Genomic DNA, 19,845 nt, shown 5'->3' with positions numbered 1-19,845 from the left:
CGCGCTGCGGCGACCTCGCGTAGCCGGTCGTTGATCCACATGTCGGCGATCGCCTTGACGTCTGCCATATCAAGGTCTTGGGCGGGTGGTCCGGCAGCGGTTAGCTGTCCGTTGTCGTCGCCGTATGCCAGCCGGAGGAGACCGTTTGCGTTGATTACTCGGATCACGGCGTGTCCGCCGGGGAACGTTTTCGTAGCCAATGCTTATTTTCAGGGCCTTTGAGGCACCAGTGGTCTGTCGCGTCGGCTTCAGTGATCCTGTCCCGCTGTGGTTTCGAGATATCAGGCATCGCTTTCAACGTTTTGGTCGAATTCGAGCGGGATGATTGTGCTGACCTAGCTGGATGCTGCCCTGATGATCGCGATAGCCGATGATCGGGAGCGGCATGGTGGCTGCACCAGAGTCCGCCTCGGTTCGAGGCTGTTGGTCGCATGCCGGTCGTGGCGGATCGGGCAGTTCGCGATCGAGCCGACGCTTCAGCATTTCCGTCGCACCAAAGAAACACACCGCGATGTCAACGGACGCGCTGATCAGTAGTAAGACGATCATTGGCTCCCCGGCCTGGTGTGCTGGTCGCGTCGCCGCCACACAGCACGCGCTGAGGTGGGGCGCATGCCTATAGGAACTCGCAATTCATCCGCCTGGCGTCTGATGGATGGTGTTTTGATCCAGGCCACGGTGTGTGCCTGGAACTCGGTGGTGGTGTTGGGTGCGGTCGTGGTCGCGTGTCTGGCGTCGGGCAGCACGTAGGTTTGCAGTCGGGCTGCTGGGCTGAAATGCGCTGCCTCGGAATCGAAGAGGCTTGTGCTGGAAGCACAAACCGACCGCAAACACAGCGCGTCGCGTTCACCGTTGACGAGCAGGACCGGTACATCGATGTGGGTTGTCATGGGCGCGATGGTGCTGGCTATGGCATCCATCTCGGCCGGGGTGAACATATCGACGACGTGCGCTTCATCAGCGGCGACCACGCCGGGGTCGGTGTCGGGTCCAAGGAAGTTCGCGGCCCGAGAACCGGGCGCGGTGGTGAGGTAACCCGGCTCCAGGCCACGACCAGCAAAGCGCGGATCAGATCCAGCCGGTACGAAGGTTGCGGCAGCCTTGAGGGTGCCGACAGGGTCCACGGCGTGGGAGAAGCCAGTGAGCAATACTGCGTCCACATCGTGGTAGGTGGTTGCTTCCAGAACGCTGATACCCGCGCCGAGCGACACCCCGCCCAGCACAATGGTGGCGAACGGGCCGTGGCCATGCGACCCGTTGCGCAATCGGGAAACGATCTTGTAGATGTCGCGGGCCTGGGCGGTCGAGGTCACTGCGATGCTGGGCGGGTGGGTGCTGGTACCGGATCCGAGTCGATCCAGGAGCAGCGTCGCGTAGCCCGCGGCGTTCATCGCGCGGCGGAAACTGTAGGTCTCGGGTTTGTAGGGAAATTCCCAGTAGCCAGCGTTGGTCGCGGCACCGGAGAGCAGCACGACGATCGTGTCGGTCGGCTGAACGGGCGGGCACAGCGTGGCACCCAACGCGCCAAGCGGTACCGGCACAGACATGGTTTCGCAGCGATCCGTTCCAGTCTGCTGGGCCGCTGCGCTCGAGGTCGGCAGCAGCAACGTCGCTACAGCGAGGATGGCTGCCGTCAGCGGACCAAAGGTCCTTCTCGTGTTCACGAGGTGAACCAACCGCTGACGAAGTCCGGACCGCCGAGATGCGGCGGCCGCTACCGCAGCCATGGACAGCGATGCGGTGACGGCATCTATAAGAGCCCGAGTCACGTGGTGTGGCCCGTGCTGCCATCGATGCTGGTATGCGACTGTGGTTTCTGCTCCCATGGGGTGGGCCGAGGCGAGGGTTTGTGGTGCTTGCGTGCTTGGTCTCGGCTGTAGCACAGGGGTTTCGGATCCGTTCGACGACACAACGACAGTGGTTGTGTGGGGCGGTGATCCGTGCCGTGGACGGTCGGGCGGTGTGCGCCTCGGCGTGGTTGTTGGGGACGGGTTAGTTGGGGGCATGGGTTACCTCGGTGGGGTGTTCGGTATCGGCGGTCGGTGTGGATTGGGGTGGGTGTCGCGGGGCTGCAGGGCGACAAGGAATTTCTCGAGGACCGCTGGGTCGGTGATGATCGGCATCGCGACTGCTCGAGGTGGGCCGGCCGCGGTGGGAGGGAGCGAATCGCTGTCACCATCGCCGGGAGGTGTGGGATTCATGGGTGCACCGCAGTGCGCAGGACGAGTTCGATGTGCGGTCGTATCGCCGAAGGGATGGTGAGCCCATGGGCATGTTGTGTGGCTATCCCGATGACGACCGACGCAAGGAATGTCACCGTGGTCTCGACATCTGCGCCTGAAGTGGCGGGTCTTGTTGTGGTGGTGAGTAATTCGGTGACAGCGTCGCGTAGCTGGGTGAGCCGGCGAGTGGTGATGGCGTGGCTGTTGGTGTCGAGGTCGGCGAGGTTGCGTTCAAGCTGTGCCCAACCCGGTCGTGTCACCAGAATCGAGGTCCACGCGGCGAGCGTGGTGATGAGCTGGTCGACGCTGGTGGGCTGGAAGTGATGGATGCGCTGAAGAGCTCGCCGGTACAAGGTGTCGGCGATGGTGTGCCCGAGGACGGCTTTGCGGCTGAAGTGGGAGAAAAACACCTCCCGAGTGCATCCGGCGCGTTCGGTGATCTGTTCGATCGATGTCGCAGCGAACCCCTCGGCCAGAAACAGTTGAGTCGCCGCCTGAATGAGTCGTCGCCGCACCAGTTCCTCACTGGTTCGCAGCCGAGCCAACTTTTCCGGTGCTGGTGCTTCACGCACGGCACGTTGGGGTGTGTTCGTTGGACCGTTGGTGGGCATGGCAGATGAACTGCCCCTTTCTGTCGAATGGGCCGGATGATGTTGTTGGACTGCCGATCTCGGGTCAGGCGCCGTTCGCTGAGCTGAATGTGGTGACAGGACTCGGTGGGCGGACAGCGGCGCCATCGGTGACCTAGCACCTCGCCAACTGCGCAAGCGTTGTGGCAGTGCGTAGTTGGCTGTTCTGATCGGCGAGGTGAGATCCCCGATCGATCCGAACCGCGCGGCCTGGTTCATCGGGTGCTGCCACGCAGCAGCGGCAGTTGCTCGATGTGGGCGTTGTATTCGCATTGCGCTTTGAGGAGACCGAGCTTGCTGGTGTCAGTGTCGGGTGACTCGGCGTAGATCACCCAGCGTTCGGCCATCCGCGAGAGCCGCTCACCGATTCCGGCATCCTGTGCTGGGATATCGAGGATGGATGAGATGGTGTCATCTATCTCGCGGATCAGTTGCGTGAGTTCACAATCGAGGTGATCGCGCGCGGAACCGTCGAGCCCGGCGCGTCGACGATGAGCAGCCAACAATCCAGCCGCGAATCCGGACCAGGCCGGACTATCGCGAACCGGATGAACCTCACACCGCTGAGAGCGGCGTCGCAGCCACCTCAGCGGACGGCGGGCTAGGGCTATCGCGTGGTCGCGCCGACTGGCCGGTCTCGCGATAACCGGGCGCGTCGCGGCGAACTGGTCGACCCAATCCACGGCATGTGGCAATCCGGCCAGGGGCACGGCCTGGCATTGCACAGGGGGCCCGCTCGTCATGACGCCGATGGAGCAGCGTGGGCGACGCCGCGCCACCCCAGCGGCAGCTGGACGCGGCGGGCGTTGATGTCATCGACCAGCTGGGCGTATCCCTCCCACACCTCACCGAGGTGAAACCACGCCTCATGCCGCAGTTCCTCGCCACCGCCATGGGCGGCGGTGTGCAGGACCGTCCACCACGCCTCGGCGTAGGTCTTGGCCACATGGCTGATCACTTCGCCCAGCGAGTGGGTGTGCTTGCGGGCAGCGGGATTTCGCGGCAAATGGAATACCGCCCACGAATTGATCTCGGCCACGATTTCGGCGATACCAGTATGGACAGTGTGCTCGTCGAATCCCTCAGCGCGGCGTTGTGGATCCACGGCCCCGGGGATGAGTGATGCGTGCAGATCCCCGAGTTCGCGTGCCCACCCGGTCACTGCCGGTGTGTCGGTGAGGTGACCTGCGATCGCAGCGAGCAATTCATCGCGTGAGGGCAAGGTCGAGACACCGGCTGGGTATTCGGACTTCAGCGAGGCCGCTATGTCGGATGGGCCGCAGGCGGTGACGACAGTTTCCCTCACGACTCGACCTGGACACGGTCGAACGGTGTCGAGTAGTCGCGTCCGAGCGTGCAGTGGACGAGCTTATGGCCGCAGTCGGTGAACCGACCGTCATGCGCACACAACGCATTCAACCTGCCATTGGGATGCTCGGTACGGCGGCGGTCCTCTTCCAAGTGCACCACCAGCAGACCACCACAGCGATGCATTCGCCGGATCACTCTGCCGTTGTGAGGGGAATTCATCTGCGCAGTGCGTTGAATCGCGGTGTATCTGAACGGCATGTCGGCGATCTCCGGGCTGGGGCGCCGTATTTCTGGTGTCGCCTGTTGGGGCGGTGGTGTGTCCGGATACACAGAGTGTGGACACCTTCGAGAGAGCGCGAAAAATCTTGTGAAGGGTTCGAACACGGGTGTCACTCCTTGTCCGCTCGTCGAAGCCGCCGAGTCCGGCGACAAGTGGTGGACGGATTGTCTGGCTAGCCCGACGACGGTTCGGTGCGCGGCGGGTGGCCCCGTCGCGAGCCAGAAGGCGAGTTATTCGTGAACCGTGATCGGACAATTCCAGCCCAGCCGATACCACCGTCGGCTGCTAGCGGAGTAGGTGTCGCACATCGCCGAAAAGGGCGCGTCGAGTGGAGTATTTTGTCTAATATCCTTTGCAGTAAGGATGTTCAGCACTTTGGGTGGGTGTACGCCACTACGATTCGTGCAATGAGCGAAGATCGCTCCAATAAGGAATTGCGTCGGCTGCTCAACGAGATCGGGTGGTCGCCGTACGAACTTGCGCGCGCGGTAAACCGAGTAGTCACCCCGGAACGTCGCGTGCACGCCAAAACGCCGTTCGCATGGCGAGATCGCGGAACGGTGCCACGCGATCCACTTCCGGCGGTCGTGGCGGGAGTCCTGACCGAGGCCAGAGGTGAAATCGTCACCGTCGATCAACTATGGCCAGGACGGACCCACAAGATTGAGGTCTGGCTGCCCGCAGTATCGGGCATCTCGGACAGCGCTTGGAACCCGGACACCACCCTCGCGCTTCTGAACGAAGTTCGCGCAGGTGCGCAGGCGCGAACGTTCTTTGCGATCTCCGGCCAGTCACTGACTTCCGTGGCAGATACCTGGGCACAGACGAGTCATCGAATGATCTCTGACCGGACAATCGGCGTGAATCCCGTTGGTGTAAACCCCGATTTGATCGCCTACCTTGAGCAGGATCTTGTGCAACTGCGACGGTTGGACGACGGGCACGGTGGGGAACTCGTGCTCAGGACAGTCACTCACCGGTTGGCATTGGCGATGGATCTCCTCGCCGACTCCAGATACACCGCAGCGGTCGGTCAACGATTGCTGTCCATTATCGGACAGATGGCGCAGCTGGCCGGATGGCTCGGATTCGATCTCGGGCAGCACGGATTAGCGCAGCGTATGTATCTGCTCGGATTGCGAGCTGCCACAGCATCGGGCGACCGGCAACTCGGTGCCCTCATTCTCAGCTGCGTCGCGTTCCAGCAGACTTGGCGGAACCGTCCGCACGATGCCGTCACCATTATGAATACGGTGGCACAGAGAGCGCGTGGTGCGGCAACTCCGCGGGTCGCGGCGTTGATCGCGATGCGGGAGGCGCGAGCTTTCGCCACGACGGGAATGGCAGCCGAAACGTCCGCCGCGTTGGATCGTGCTTATCAGGCGCTCGATCGCGGTCCGCATGACAACGATCCGGCGTGGACTTACTGGATGGACTCGACGGTACTGACGAGCGAGGCAGGCCGCTGCTATCTACATCTCGGCGACTCCGGGCGAGCTGAAACCGAACTCACCAAGGGCTTGGCGAAACTCGGCGACACGCCCTCCCGGGACCGAGTCCTCTACGGGCTGTCTCTGTCGTTGGCTCATGCTCGTGGAACCGGAGGTCGACAAGATCTCGAGCTGGCGTGCTACGAGGCCGACCAGGTCCTGCCGATGTTGCCGCAGGTTGGGTCAGCGCGCTGCCGAAATCTCATCGAGATGATCCGATCCGAACTCCGTCCACACCGGTCAACATCGACTGTCCGGGAGTTCCTCGGCCGCTTCGAGACGTCGATAGCCGTGCCGATCTGCTAAACCGGTTGGTATGCAGTACTCATCCGCTCCACCGCACGCAGTGGAGTTGCGCAGAGCGAGCTACGACTCCCCGGACGCTGCCGCGATGATCGCAAAGGCGAACGACTACAACACCGAACTGTATGGACATCCTGACCAAACCCCCGTCTCGCCAGCCGAGTTCGAGCCACAGTCAGGCGGGGAATTTCTCGTGGCCTACGTGGAAGGAATACCCGTGGGTTGTGGAGGATATCGCAGACATCTCGAGGACGAGACCGGCTCCACCGTCGAGATCAAACGGATGTACGTCGAGCCCAACGTGCGACGACTGGGCATCGCACGTCGAGTTCTCGGTCAGCTCGAGATCGACGCACGCGCGGCGGGCTACAGTGCCGCGATCCTTGATAGCGGAAGCAAGCAAGCCGCTTCGCATGCCCTCTACGAAAGCTGCGGCTACACACGGACGGCGAGCTTTTCCATCTACAAAGACAAACCAGGCAATCGCGCATACCTGAAGGTTCTTAGCACGTTGAAATGATGAGATTCCTAGGGCGCGGCACTGTCAACAGCACGCCAATTCGCACCTGCGCTCGGCCAGTGACCATGGTATCTCCTGGTCCACCACCGACAAGCAGGACCGATCGCCCGCCGCAAGGTGGACTGGTCGAGAAGATCAATCGGTGCGAATATCGACGCAGCAGTCATACGCGCAGACCCGACCCGGGTTGCGCGGGGGTGCGGGTGAGGTACTGGTGGTGCGCCGGGAGCTGTTTGCTGGACAGCTCGGGTCGGCATGTTGGCTGCCGAACAAGCTCGCCGCGACAACGGTCATGTCCCCGTGGATGTTTCGACCGTGCCCTCGTGTGGATTGGTGTGCAGCAGGGCTAGATAGGTTGTGGCTTGGTGGGTTTCGGCTGCGCCGATCCGGACGTACACCGAGACCGCGGCCTGCATTTCTGTGGTGGCGTGTGTGGTTTCGCCGAGAAGCGCCAAGGCTCGCGCTATTCCTTCGTGGGCGCGAGCTTCCTCGAGTGGGTTTTGGGTCTCGTGTGCTAGGCGAAGCCCCTGTTCGTGAAAGTGTTGTCCCTTCTGTGGTTCTTGCAGCTGGGTCATGAGCTTTCCCAGATCGTTGAGGGTTTCTGTTTCCCCTTCGCGGCTGCCGATCTGGCGGTAGATGGTCAGTGCCTGGTCGAACATCTCGATGGCGGATCGGTCATTCTCGCTGCCTCGCGCGCGGGCAATGCCGGTCAATGCTTGAGCTTCCCCGGCGCGGTTGCCGATTCGCCGGTAGATGTTGAGTGCTTGGGTGTGGAGTTCAGTGGCGGTGGTGTGGTTGCCGATCTGGTGGTGTGTGCAAGCAAGTCCGTGGAGTGCGTTTGCTTCACCGTGGTGATGGGCGAGGTCGCGGTCGATGTTGAGTGCTTGGGTGTGGAGCTCGGCAGCGGTGGCGTAGTCACCGATCTGGTGGTGTGTGCGGGCGAGATCGTGGAGCGCGCTTGCTTCGCCGAGCCGTTCGCGCAGTGCGCGATACATTTGCAGGGCCTGGGTGTGCAGTTCAATGGCGGTGGGGTATTCACCGAGTCGGTGGCTGGTTCGGCCCAATCCATGGAGCGCGCCCGCATAGCCGACCTGGTTGCCGAGGTCGCGGTATATCTTCAGCGCTTGGGTGTGCAGTTGGTTGGCGATCCGAGAGTTGCCGGTTTGTCCCTGAACGCGACCGAGGTCGTCGAGGGCGTTAGCTTCGCCGAGTCGGTTGCCGATTTGCCGGAAGATCTCGAGGGCTTGCTGGTGCAGATCGGCGGCGCCGGACAGGTCACCGAGTCGCCACTTGGCCCAGCCCAAACTGCGGAGCGCATCGGCTTCGCCCAGGCGATGACCGATCCCGCGAAATATTGTCAGTGCTCGTTGGGACAGCTCCGCATTGGACGAGAAGTCACCGAGCAATTGGCGTAGGTCTGCCAGGGCGAGTAGTGAGCTGGCCTCGCCGATGTGGTCGCTCGTCCGGTGGGCAATGCTGGCTGCTTGCTGATGTAGGGATACAGCGTATGGTCGCGGCATCTGGGAGCGGAGAAAGCTGGAAATCGCAAAGGTCAGGCCGACCGTTTGGGTGTGTCGATCAGTGGTGGCGGCGAAGTCGATGCAGGCGAGAAGGTTGGGTCGCTCGCTTTGCAACCACGTGAGTGCGGCTGTCGAATCCGGAAAGGAGGGTGCCTGTGCTGGCGGGGTTTTGAGGCTCAGCGGTGGGCGATGTGATGACCGAGCCAAGTGTTGGTCGGCGGTATGGGCAGTGAACTGGAAGTAGGCGAGTAGTCGGTCGATCGCTCGAGAGCTGTGGTCTGCCGCGTCTACTCGAGCGAGTGTACGGGCGTATTCCCGAAGCAGGTCGTGCATGCGATATCGGCCGAGGGACGTTTCCTCGATCAGGTTGTCGGTGTAAAGCGAGTCGAGTTCTCGTCGGGCACTGTCGAGCGTGGTGTTGTCGAGCGCGCTGACGGCGTATGCGTCGATATCGTGGCCAGGGTGTAGACCCAGACGGCGAAATAGCCGTTGCCGGTCGACTGGCAGGTTGCGGTAGGACATGTCGAACGCGGCTCGTACTGCTCGTGGCCCGGCCGTGAGTTCGCTGAGGCGGTTCTGGGTTGCGGCAAACTCGGTCGCCAAGCTGCTGATCGACCAACGGGGATGATGTGCGAGTCGACCAGCCAGCAGCACGATCGCCAGTGGGAGATACCCGCACAGGCGCACAATCTGCTCGACCGCGGCATCCTCACCCGCCCCGGGTTCGCGCCGCGACAACATCCAGAACAACTCGGCAGCTCCCGCGGGATCGAGAGTGTCGACCGCGAGAGGCACGGCAGCATCGAGTGCGATCAACCGAGTGCGACTGGTGATCAGAGTCAGACAACCCCACCCAGAGGGGAGTAGTGGCTCCACCTGCGTGTGATCGAACGCATCATCGAGCACCAGCAGAATTCGGCGCGTCGCCGTGTGGTCCCGCCATAACGCACGGCGACTGGAGAGGGTGTCGGGAAGCTGCTGAGGATCGACCCCGACATCGGTCAGCAAGTCGGCGAGAACATCGGCGGGATCAGCAACAGACTTCCCCGGAGTATGAGCATGGAGATCAACGAAGAACTGACCATCGGGAAACCGTTCGGTCAAACGATAGGCCGCATGGATGACCAGCGCGGTCTTACCCACCCCTGCCATCCCGTCGACCGTGTAGATCGACATGACTTGCCCCGCACCGGTCTGTTCAAGCAAGGTACTTAGTTCGTCACCGCGGCCGACCAGATCAGGAACATCCCGAGGCAGACCGGCCACCACCGGAACAAGCGATGGAAGCCGCAGCCCCTGACCTTTTATGGCTGCTGATGGATCTGCAATCGCGAAGCTGCGTGGACCGGTCGTGGGAATGCTGTTAAGCCGGGTCAACGCGTTGAGCCATCTGCCGATCTGGACGTCGGGTACCCCACATACCTGCACGGCCAGGCGTAGGCGCTCTGCGGTGATATAGCGGCCTTTGACCATGTCGCCGATAACGGTGCGCGTCAATTTAACTCGTGGTCGCTCGCCTTGTCCTGGGCCCGCTGTTGCCCGCTCCAAGGCGCGGATAGACAGCCCCGCGTGGTCCATCGCCTGGCGTAGAAGGACACCGAGTTGCTGAAGGTTCTGCGCACGATCCAGGTCGACATCGCCAACCGGGCTCGGGCGCGGTACCCCCATCGGTTGCCCTCCACCAAGTGTCCGCTGCTGTCCGAGGCGTGTCCCGGACATCCGAAAGACATTGATAATAACCGCTTTTCACCAGCAAGGACGCACCGGATCGTCCGTAGACCCTTTTGGACAACCTTGTATCGCTGCTCTGCTCGATCCAGGCGATGCACAGTGCATCGCACTCGGGGAAGGAGACGAAGATGTGGGTCGAGATCGGCAAAACCATCCGCCAGGCAATCTCTGATTGGGGCACGACCGCCCGGCTGGCGGTGTGTGTCACCGTCATTACGGTGGCCGCTGTGGCCATCATCGGGACGAGCACGCTGCATTGATGACTTTGATCGGCGCCGGCGTCGCAGCGCAACAAGCGTCACGATCGTCGCTGGAAGCGCCCGTTGTGAAACTGGTTGGGCGGCGGCATAAGAGAGAACGCTGCGGTCCGGCGATCGTCGGGAGAGAATCTGTGCGTGCGGGATCTGTCGCCGGGAGATGTGTTCGCCGGGTACGTAATTCAACGTGTCCTCGGGCAGGGCGGCATGGGCAGCGTGTATCTGGCGCGGCATCCACGGCTGCCGCGGCTGGTCGCGCTGAAACTGCTCAACCGCGACCTGACCCGTGATGACGCGATCCGTGCCCGCTTCCTGCGCGAGGCCGACAATGTGTCGCGGCTCGAACATCCCAATATCGTCCACGTCTACGACCGCGGTCGCGAGCAGGACCAGCTGTGGATCTCAATGCAGTACGTCGACGGCAGCGACGCCGCCAACGCGGTCCAGAGGCAGGGGCGGCTGGCGGTCGAGCGTGCCGTCCGGGTCGTCGCCGAGGTCGCCAAGGCGCTGGACCACGCGCATGCCGAGGGCATCCTGCACCGCGACGTCAAGCCCGCCAATATCCTGCTCGCCAAGGCGATGCACGGCGCCGACGAGCGGGTGTTGCTGGCTGACTTCGGAATCGCCAAGTCGCTCGAGGACACCCACAGCCTCACCACCACCGGCTCCTTGCTCGCGAGCCTGCCCTACGCCGCGCCCGAACAGTTCTATCCCGCAGCCGAATCGGATGAACGCACCGACGTGTACGCGCTCGGCTGCACCCTCTACCAGTTGGTGACCGGGGAGCTGCCGTATCCCGGGACCACGCCGATGCAGCTGCTGCACGGGCATCTGAATGCGCCTATCCCGAAACCGACGGTGACGCTGAAACAGCAGAATGGACAACAGCTTCCGTCGGGGCTCGACGACGTGATCGCACATGCGCTCGCCAAGGACCGTGCCCAGCGTTATCGCAGCTGCGGCGAGCTGGCCCGCGACGCGCAGGCAGCCGTCGGAGAACAGGCACGCCGACTGGCCGACACCCAACGCGCACACGGTTTTCCGTCTCCCGACGCCCCGGAGCATCCGCGAGAAGCCGACCGCGCCGCTGGATCGGCTTTCACCGCAGCGGCGACCATTATCGACTCGGCTCCGACGCCGTCCGCCGACACCACAGCAGTACCGACGGTTCCCGCTGCGCTCACTCGGCCTGCCGCGCAACAGCCTCCGCCGACGGGGCCATCACCACGCGCGGGCGAGGCGGCGAATCCGCTGCCGCTGCGGCCTGCCGCGTCGAGCCCGACGCCGCCTCGTCGGGGATACCGCGGGCGCGTGGCGTTGATCATGGTTCCGGTGGTGGTCGCCGTGTCGACCTTCATCGGGTATCAGGTGATCCGATCTCACAGCACCGGTACGTCCACGATCACCACCACGGCGCGCCCCACGCCTCCGACGATTCCTCTGGAGGTGCGGCCCGATGCGATCGCGGTCGATCCCAGCACACACGCGGTCTATGTGGCGAGTTCCGACACCAGCAATCGAGTGTCCGTGCTCGATCCGACGACGGGACGGACAACCGCCGTCATTCCGCTGTCGGGGGATCCGCACAAGGTCGCGGTCGACTCGGAGTCGCACGCGGTCTATGCCTCCGGATCCGACGGCACGGACCCGTATGTCGACCTCATCGACCCGGTCACCTCGAAAGTCACCGCGACGCTCAAAACCGGTCCACCCAAATCGGATCGCGTCTTCGACTTTGCCAACGGTCTGCTGGTCGACCCCGGAACCCATCTGGTGTATGCGTTCAACACCGTCGACGGCTGGCTGTCCGTGATCGACCCCGCAACGCGCACGGTGACCACCACCCGTGGCGGTTCGTTCACATACGCTGTCGACCCGGTCGCGCACAAACTGGTGGGAATCAATATCGCCAGTAATACCGCGTTCACGATCGACCCCGCCACCGGCGCGGCCACCGACCAAACCGACGTCAAGGATTGCTGCACCGGCCCCGTCGTGTTCGACCCCTCGACCAGGACCCTCTACGCCAATGACTACTCCGACCAACGGATCGTTGCCATCGACCTGACGAAGCACCAGGTCGCCGCCACAATCTCCGCCAGCGCGCAAACCTCGGATCCGGAAGGCATCGCCCTCGATGTCACCGCTCGGACCCTGTACGCCGCGAACGGCAATGACCGCTCGATCTCGGTCATCGACCTCACCCGGAATACCGTGACCGCCACCCTCGCGGTCGCCGACAACCCAGACTCGATCGCCTTGGACCCGTCGACCCGCACCCTGTACGTGATCAGCGCCGCCGCGAAAACCGTCACCATCCTGCACCTGTAGTAGCCGCCGAGCAGTGTCCCACCCAGCCGGTACGTATGGAAGGTGGCGAACATCGACGCGGGTGGCGCAGCTCGGTAGCTCTCTGGGCTTGCCCATCAGCCTCTACATCGGCGGGATCTCGTGGCGGAAGGAGCATGTCTGTCAGCTCTCCGGCCAGATTTGCGGTTCCCTTGACCGATATCCCCCCGGCAAACCCGCCTCATTGGAGCGGATACGGTGGAGGGCAAGCGAATTGAAGCGGGAGGAGGTACCCCGACCCCGACCACGAGTTGGTCATCGAGCGGATCTGCACGATCGACGACGTGGGCAAGGCTGCGAACCAGCAGGGAACCTGCGGTGACCAGCAGCTTTGAGCGCCCTGGCCACGGTCAAGCCGGGCCGCGGCGACACTGCAACGACACTTGCCGCCAGCTGGCGTATCGGAAGCGGGTATCGGCCGGTGCCGCAGCCATCTGTGTCCAGACGATCGACTGGAACCTCATCGGTGATCGCGTACGTATCCGCCCTGCTGACGGCGACCGCGAGGTGCAGATGGAGAAGCACAACGACTGATGGGGTGCGGGAGACTCTGGGGTACGGGCCCACTCGGCAGTCATGCCTGCGTGATCGGGTCAGAGGAGAATTTCGACAGATTCTGTGGTTCCGAGCAGCCTTCTTCGTCACGTTGATCTGGATCGGGGTGGGCTCGGGAACGTCGGGATTCGCAGACCGGGCCGACGCTGCCGCCGACCGCAACGCGCACAGGCCGGGTGCACTGTCAGTTCCACGACGAGGCCGAGCTTGGCGGGGAGTTCGATCATCCTGTCGACCCAGAACCAGCGGGTGTCCTCCGAGACGTACCAAGTGGAATCCGCTCTGGGAGTCGCCATTCCGACTATGCGCCATCCCGTCGACCCGGACAATCCAGGAGATCTGAATGGTGTGCGCGGTCATACCCTCGCTGCCCGCGTTGGTCGCCGCAAAGTTAGTGGGTTGCGGCGCCTTACAGTCCGAGATCATCCTCTGGCTGCCGATCAGATGGCTCGGCGCGGTAGTCGATGATCTCTTGGGCGATATCGTCGGCCATTTCGGTGTGGCGGAGTTGTTGTTCGTGCGCGAGTTGAGTTGGGCTGAGGGTGCGGCGTCGCTGTTGTTCGGCGCGGTATTGGTCGAGCTGCTGGTGGATGTCGGCGATGCGTGTACGGACCTCGTTGTCGGTGTTTGCCTGTACGTCGGTGCTGGCGTGCTGGTGGTCGGGGATGGTCGCGGCGTCGGTGTCTAGCAGGTGGTCCCAGCCGTCGGGGGTGCCGGCGAGGAGGATGGCGTCGCGGTTGGCTTGGCGGGCGGTGGCGCGTGCGGTGCTGTGGCTTCGGCTGCAGGTGGCTTGTTCGGTGATGAGGGTGTCGATGCGGGCCTGGAGGGCGCGGCGTTGGCTGCGGCGATAACCGGGTGTGGTGTCGAGTGCGGCGCGGGCATCGGCGAGTTCGGTGGCGGTGGCGTGGAAGGCTTTTGCGGCGGTGTGGAGTTGGTGGTCGGCGGTGCGGGCGTCGCGGATCGCCTGTTGTGCTGCGGTGTGGCGGCGGATGTGGTCCTCGGTGTCTGACTCATGATCTGGGGTGTGCTGGGGCGGGTTGAACAGGACGGTGTCGGTGTCGGCGAGGGCGAGGGCTTGGTGCAGTTCGTCGATGTGGTGGTCGAGTTGGGTGTCGGTGAGAGCGAAGAGCGGATTGCCTATCGCTGGGGCGGTGACGGTTGCCGCGGTGGGTGTTTCAGGTGTGGTATCGGGCAGCGGGTGGTCGCGGATCCAGGCTTCGATCGCGGCCCGTTGAGCTGGGGTGCGGGTGGCGCGCCAGTCGCGGCGCAGCATCGCGCGCGCGGCGGCGGGGGGTTTGGTGGCGGTGATGTGGGTGCAGCGTGCGGCGATGTGGTCGGCGGGATCGTGGTCGGGGATGGCGTGCTGGCCGCTGTCGCGGCATTCGCCACATAGCCCGTCGTCGGCGCGGCGCGTCGGTATGGGGGAGGCGTCGGTGCGGGTGCGTTCCAGGCCACAGGCGACACAGCCCAATCCGCGGGTGTCGGGCAGGGCGGCGCGGTCGTAGTCGAGCGGGCGGTACTTCGGGCGCGCATCGGGCAACACTGGACGGTAGTAGTTATTCGGAACCCCGTCCGGAATCACGTTGTCGTAGGGCTGGTCGTCGACGTCGGCGCGGGTGTCGTGGTAACCCTGCTCGGCTCGGCGGGCGTCGATCTGTGCGTCGGTGAGTTGCTCGGGGGGTGCATCGGGGTCGATTCGGTTTTGGTGGTCACGGGCGACTTCGCGGCGTCGGTCGCGCTGGTAGCCGGATTCGGTTGCAATTGTGGGGGTTTGGTAGACGCGCGGGTCGCTGTCCGGTGTGCATGCCTCGATGAGTTCACGATGCTGGGGGAGGCGCTCGGCAGCCCACCGCAGGCGTGCGCGGGCGACGGTAAAGGCATTGCCGTAGAGGGTTTCGGCGATGTCGGCGAGGACGGTGTGTTGTTCGTCGGTGACGACGTCGGCGAGCTCGGCGAACGCATCGACGGCGGCGGCGATCTGGCCGGTGCGGAACAGTTCGGCCACCTCACGAATACGGTCGGGGAATTCAGCGGCGACGCGTTCGGTTCCGACGTGTACCTCGGAGGCCGGTGATGGCGCAGGTTCGGGAGTCATTGTTTGGCGCCCTTCCTGGTTGTATTCGGGTTCCGGTGGTGCAGCCCAGGGTGTGGTGGATTCGGGCGAATCCGCGTGATGAGGCGCGTCGGCGGTGGGAGTGTTGGTGTGTGGGGTGGGTGTGTGGTGCAGGAGTGCATCGATGCGCCAGGCCAAGGCGCTGGCGAGTTGGTCGGGGCGCAAGCCGCGGGTGTCGTCGGGTTGGGCGGCGAGGAGCAGTTCGTGCGCGGTGGTGAGTAGTTGCTGGGGTGTCCACGTGGTGGCGGTCGCGCGGTCGATCGCGGCGACCACACGCGGCCACGCCGGGTCGGCGGCGACGCGGTCGGCGGCCTCGTCACCGAGAACAGCGCGCAGCTCGGTGATCCAGTCCGGGCGCAGGTTGGGTTGGCCGAGACCGGTGTCGAGCGCGGAGGGTTCCAACTCAAGGCGCGACCACAGCGCGGCGGCAGGCATCTGATCGGGAAGCGGCCGGGAAGCGGCGGCGTCGGTGAGCCGGGTTTGGATGTCGATTCCCGCGCGGGAGGCGACCTCGATCTTGTCGGCGAGGACCGGCCAATACGGGTCTGTCACGACGCGGGCCTCCAACCGCTGCACGGTGGCGGCCCACTTGTTCACCGGCAGACCGATGTCACCGAGCGCATCATTGACTCGCTCGTCGAGAAGCTGTTGGTGCTCACGTTCGAGCGCGCCGTAGCGGGCTGGTCCGGTGGGGCGCATGTCGCGGTCGTCGACATGCAGACTGGCGCGCCAGACCGCGAGCTCGCCGAGCAGCCCCGCATCGGTGCCGACAAGCGGTCGCGCCCAGTGCGGCGCTGTGACCGGAGTCCAGGTGTGGCTGTCGCGGCGGATCTGGGCCGCGAGGTCGCCGACGATACGGGCCCGCGCAGTGACTTGTGTGGAGTCGAGGTCTTCGCGCAGACCGCGCGGGATTGCTTGTGCCCACGGCAGCGGTCCGCTGCCGGTGGAGTGCGCGCCGGTGGGGTCCAGACGCCAGTCCAATACCGCGGCAACATCGTCGGCGGTGTCGAGTTCCCGCGCCCCGGCTGCGGCTAGCAGGGCAGCGATGGGGTCGTGCCCGGACAGCGCGATCATCGCCAGGTGCTGACGCAACACGGGGTAGGCGGGGCTGTCGGTGAGGTTGGGACGCAATGCTTCCGCGGCGGCGTCCAGACGCTCCAGACCATCAGCGCCGAGCGCGTGTTCGGCGGCGACACCGAGGGCGTCGAGGTAGATATCGAGTGCCCGACCGATCCGCGTGCGCGGGTCGAGTGCGTCGCGTAGTTGTGTGTGTGCCGATTTTTGTGCGCCGTCGCGGCCCAGGATGCGGAGCAAAACTTCGACGGCGGTGTGCGGAAACACCGCTGGTTCACTCCAGAACGAGCCTTCACTGCCGTCCAACGCGGTCGGGATGTAGGCGTGGTTGGCGTACACACCGCGGGTCATCGCGACATACAGTTGTTGGCGCGACTCGCCTCCGGTGAGGGCGATATGACAGGTATCGGCGGTGATTCCCTGCGCGGAATCGATCGTCGCCGCGTACCCCAGGCGCACATGTTGAGCGACATAGTCGGCGGGAAGATGCACGGCCGCGCCGTGTTTTCCGCCGGAACGCAGGTGCGTGGCGGTGAGACTGCCGTTGTCGTGGACGGCGGTGACGGTCCAGGCGTAACCGTTGCGCACCCAATCGTGTGCGCTCAGACGCAGGCGCCGGTTGTTGCGGCGGCTGCGGATCGTGTCACCGACCGAGGCCGCCAGACCGTCGGCGAGCACACATTCCGCGCCTACGGTGCCACCGCTGCGGGTGATGCGATCGGTGCGGGCGCGCGCGTTGAGCGCTTTGACCACGTCGTGGTTTGCGGCCAGCATGATCGCGTCGCGGCCCGCGAGATGGTCAGCAGCCCAGGCGGTGTAGGTGTCATCGTGTGTCGCGCCCAGGTGGCCCGCGTGCACGCGAGCATTGTCGAGATACCAGCCCAGCGCGGCCGGATCGCCTTCGCGCAACTGCAAACTCGCTGTCGCTTCGGCCGTTGAGGCGAAGCGCACGACATGGGTCAGGGTAAGGGTGTGCTCGGGAGCGGCGGCGTTCATGTCCGCGTCCGCGCCGCCGGCTTCGATCGCGGGCAGCTGCTGATCGTCACCGATACAGCGGACCGTCGCCCCGCGAGACGCCAGAAACCGCAGCAGCCGAAGCCGTTTGAGGTTGCCGAGCTTGACGTGCTCGTCGACGATCACCAACGTGCCGGAGTCGATTTGCAGCACCCATTGCGGCAGCGGCGGCGGGACATCACGGTCCAAAGCCGGGTTGTCCGGGCGCGGGGTGTGACGCGACAACACGTCGAGGACCTTGTCGACGGTCTCGACCCGGGCGCCGATCGATTCCCCGAGCACCGCGGCAGAGGACGCGGTGGGTGCCAGGCCGAGAACTTGCCCGCCGCTGGTGTGCCAGGCGTCGGTGAGCACGGCCATCGCGGTGGTCTTACCAGATCCGGCGGGGGCGTTGGCGGTATGCACCCGTAACCCCGAGGTCGCGAATCCTTCGACGACACCCACCTGTCCGGCATTCAACGGTCTGTCCGGGTGCAACGTGTTGTGGTTGCGCACTGCCGCAGCCACGGTGTCGGGGGTGAGTTGGCGGGCGCCGGACTGCACCGACAGCTCGATCAGCTGCATTTCCACCGACAATGTGTGCGCCGAGGTATACAGCTGCGAGCTTGCGGTGGTGTAGACGCTGGATCCGTCGCGGCGACGCAACAGCGTGGGCACCGTACGCAATTCGGGTGCGTCCGCGATATCTGGGTCGCCGCGTTCGATCGACTGGGTCGGTGAGAGTGCTTGGGTCAGTACCGCTTCGGCGGCCTGTTCCCAATCCTGGCTTCGGATGCGGCCGCGGATCTGCCGCTCGACTTCGGCGCGCACATTGTTGGGCCGCCAGGTCGCTCGATGCTCTGCCACGACCTCTAGCACATGCTCGGCGGTGTGTGCGATCCACTGCGCTGACACCGAAACACGCGGTACACGAATCGGATTCAACGCCGCCGCGACCATCCGCGACAGCGTTTCCCGGCTGCCGAGCAGCGCGACGGCTTCGGTCCGCCAGCTGGTGCGTTGTTCGGCCAGTGACCGCTGTTGGTGTTTGGTGGGGCGGGTTTCCAGGGTGGCGCGCTGGGCGAGGTCATAGATTTCGCCGGGGACGGGTTCGCGGCCGAACTGTTGTTGGAAGTCGGCGGTGAGTTCGCCCAACCGCACTTTGATCGCGGCTTCGCGCCGTGACCACGCCTCGATCAACCGGGACGGGATGCCGACGATTTCGCGGATCGGCCGTTTGGTGGGATCGGTTCCCGCGCGTTCGGTGAACTCCACACCGACGAGATCTTCGAGATGATGCTCCAAACGGGTGTTGTAGATCTCGGACACGGTGACCACCGCCTGGTAGATCGCGCCACCGTAGAGGGTGCGCCAGCGCCCGTCCAGGGCGCGAACCCGGTTGGCGATCAGGACGTGGGTGTGCAGGTCCGGGTCTCCGGCGCGGCTGTCGCGGTGGGTGAATGCAGCCGCGACGATGCCCTCGACATCGACCTGCCGGATCCCGTTGCGCCCCAACCGGGTGAACACCGCATGCTGCTCGAGCCAGGTGAGTGCGTCACCGATCGCGGCCTGGTGTGCGGCCTCGATCTTCTCCGCGACCGCGCGCGGCGCCAGAGCCCACAGCACCGACACCGACTTCACCGGCGAGAACGTGATGTCGAAACCGGCGACCGCGGTCGTGTTCGGGCGAGAGTTCTGGGCCACCCACCCCGACAATTCACGCTCATTCAATGGCGCGCGATCGTAGGTTTCGGTGAACATTTGTGTCGCGACAGTGGTGCGAATCCGCGCCCGTTCAGTGTCGGGAATGGCGTCGTGCGGGTCTGACCCGTGCACGATATTGTGTTGCTCGAATGCCTGCGCGCACCGTTTCCTGAACTCGGAAACCTCGGCATAAACACGAAATGGGTTACCCAGACGAGAGGATTTATCGGCTGCGCGTGCGGCGTCCTTATGCTTCGCGCCGAGGCGGATCTGCTCGTCATAGACCGCGGTTTCGATCACATCGGCGTTGGGATGACGCCCCAAACCAAACAGCGATTTCATCTGCTCTTCGGTTACTTCATCACCTGTGGTGATGCCCAGAGGCCCCAGGCCGGTGCCGTGCCAGCGCCCTGGTGCCTCGCCGTGGGCGGAATAGTAGTCGGCCAGGCTGGAGCGGCCGCGAGCGGGATTATCGTTCGCGGCGACATTACGCAGGTAATACTGATAGCCATTGCCTGCCACGACTTTATGAATTGTCGCGGTCATATATCCATCAGGCACGCATCAGCCGATTACCGCAATGGGTTGGATTTGACTATTTTTTAGTCAAATCAAGCAAATCCCCAGGTTGTTACCAAATCGTTACCCTGAATGGAAGAGGTGTGCTTGTGAGAAAGAGATAAAGAGAGGGGAGGAGGTGAGTAGTAGAGGAAGAAGTGTATTGGAGGTGAGGTATGCGGGTGGGTGGATGAGGGCGATGTGAGGAGAAGTGTTGGCGTGAAGAGTGAGGAGAC

At 64.1% G+C, this 19,845-nt stretch carries 11 protein-coding genes; 5 read left to right on the top strand and 6 right to left on the bottom strand.

The annotated features are described in order from the left end of the window. Nucleotides 1–545 precede the first annotated feature (545 nt). The 4 genes from ACIBJI_RS23695 to ACIBJI_RS23680 form a co-directional block, all read right to left on the bottom strand. Nucleotides 546–1,547, bottom strand: coding sequence for an alpha/beta hydrolase (locus ACIBJI_RS23695; protein ID WP_397085756.1), 1,002 nt, complete (start codon nucleotides 1,545–1,547; stop codon nucleotides 546–548). Between the two features lie 650 nt (nucleotides 1,548–2,197). Beyond that, nucleotides 2,198–2,794, bottom strand: a complete 597-nt coding sequence (locus tag ACIBJI_RS23690) for a TetR/AcrR family transcriptional regulator (protein ID WP_397085754.1) — start codon at nucleotides 2,792–2,794, stop codon at nucleotides 2,198–2,200. A gap of 272 nt (nucleotides 2,795–3,066) precedes the next feature. After that, nucleotides 3,067–3,354 (bottom strand): hypothetical protein, encoded by a 288-nt coding sequence (locus tag ACIBJI_RS23685; protein ID WP_397085752.1) that lies wholly within the window; start codon nucleotides 3,352–3,354, stop codon nucleotides 3,067–3,069. Between the two features lie 236 nt (nucleotides 3,355–3,590). Beyond that, the gene (locus ACIBJI_RS23680) at nucleotides 3,591–4,157 is read right to left on the bottom strand and encodes a hypothetical protein (protein ID WP_397085750.1); all 567 of its coding nucleotides are present in this window, start codon (nucleotides 4,155–4,157) and stop codon (nucleotides 3,591–3,593) included. Between the two features lie 692 nt (nucleotides 4,158–4,849). On the opposite strand from ACIBJI_RS23680, the gene ACIBJI_RS23675 reads away from it, so the two are divergent. Together ACIBJI_RS23675 and ACIBJI_RS23670 are read left to right on the top strand one after the other, a co-directional pair. After that, nucleotides 4,850–6,238, top strand: a complete 1,389-nt coding sequence (locus ACIBJI_RS23675; protein ID WP_397085748.1) for a hypothetical protein — start codon at nucleotides 4,850–4,852, stop codon at nucleotides 6,236–6,238. A gap of 85 nt (nucleotides 6,239–6,323) precedes the next feature. Then, nucleotides 6,324–6,755, top strand: a complete 432-nt coding sequence (locus ACIBJI_RS23670; RefSeq protein ID WP_397085746.1) for a GNAT family N-acetyltransferase — start codon at nucleotides 6,324–6,326, stop codon at nucleotides 6,753–6,755. Between the two features lie 290 nt (nucleotides 6,756–7,045). Here the strand turns inward: ACIBJI_RS23670 and ACIBJI_RS23665 are convergent, their stop codons facing one another. Then, the gene (locus ACIBJI_RS23665; protein ID WP_397085744.1) at nucleotides 7,046–9,772 is read right to left on the bottom strand and encodes a tetratricopeptide repeat protein; all 2,727 of its coding nucleotides are present in this window, start codon (nucleotides 9,770–9,772) and stop codon (nucleotides 7,046–7,048) included. Nucleotides 9,773–10,134: 362 nt separating this feature from the next. Between ACIBJI_RS23665 and ACIBJI_RS23660 the strand changes: the two genes are divergently transcribed. The 3 genes from ACIBJI_RS23660 (at nucleotide 10,135) to ACIBJI_RS23650 (ending at nucleotide 13,146) form a co-directional block, all read left to right on the top strand. Then, the gene (locus ACIBJI_RS23660; RefSeq protein WP_397085742.1) at nucleotides 10,135–10,266 is read left to right on the top strand and encodes a hypothetical protein; all 132 of its coding nucleotides are present in this window, start codon (nucleotides 10,135–10,137) and stop codon (nucleotides 10,264–10,266) included. 135 nt (nucleotides 10,267–10,401) lie between these two features. After that, entirely contained in the window at nucleotides 10,402–12,594 is a 2,193-nt protein-coding gene (locus ACIBJI_RS23655; RefSeq protein ID WP_397085740.1) for a protein kinase, read from the top strand. Between the two features lie 336 nt (nucleotides 12,595–12,930). Beyond that, nucleotides 12,931–13,146, top strand: a complete 216-nt coding sequence (locus tag ACIBJI_RS23650) for a hypothetical protein (RefSeq protein WP_397085738.1) — start codon at nucleotides 12,931–12,933, stop codon at nucleotides 13,144–13,146. Nucleotides 13,147–13,576: 430 nt separating this feature from the next. Here ACIBJI_RS23650 and mobF read toward each other — a convergent pair whose 3' ends face one another. After that, complete coding sequence (mobF, locus tag ACIBJI_RS23645; protein ID WP_397085736.1) at nucleotides 13,577–19,597, bottom strand: MobF family relaxase; 6,021 nt, start codon at nucleotides 19,595–19,597, stop codon at nucleotides 13,577–13,579. Between the last annotated feature and the right edge of the window lie 248 nt (nucleotides 19,598–19,845).

The organism is Nocardia sp. NPDC050408, assembly GCF_044458905.1.
Lineage (GTDB): Bacteria > Actinomycetota > Actinomycetes > Mycobacteriales > Mycobacteriaceae > Nocardia.
This window is presented reverse-complemented; position numbering and strand designations above follow the sequence as displayed.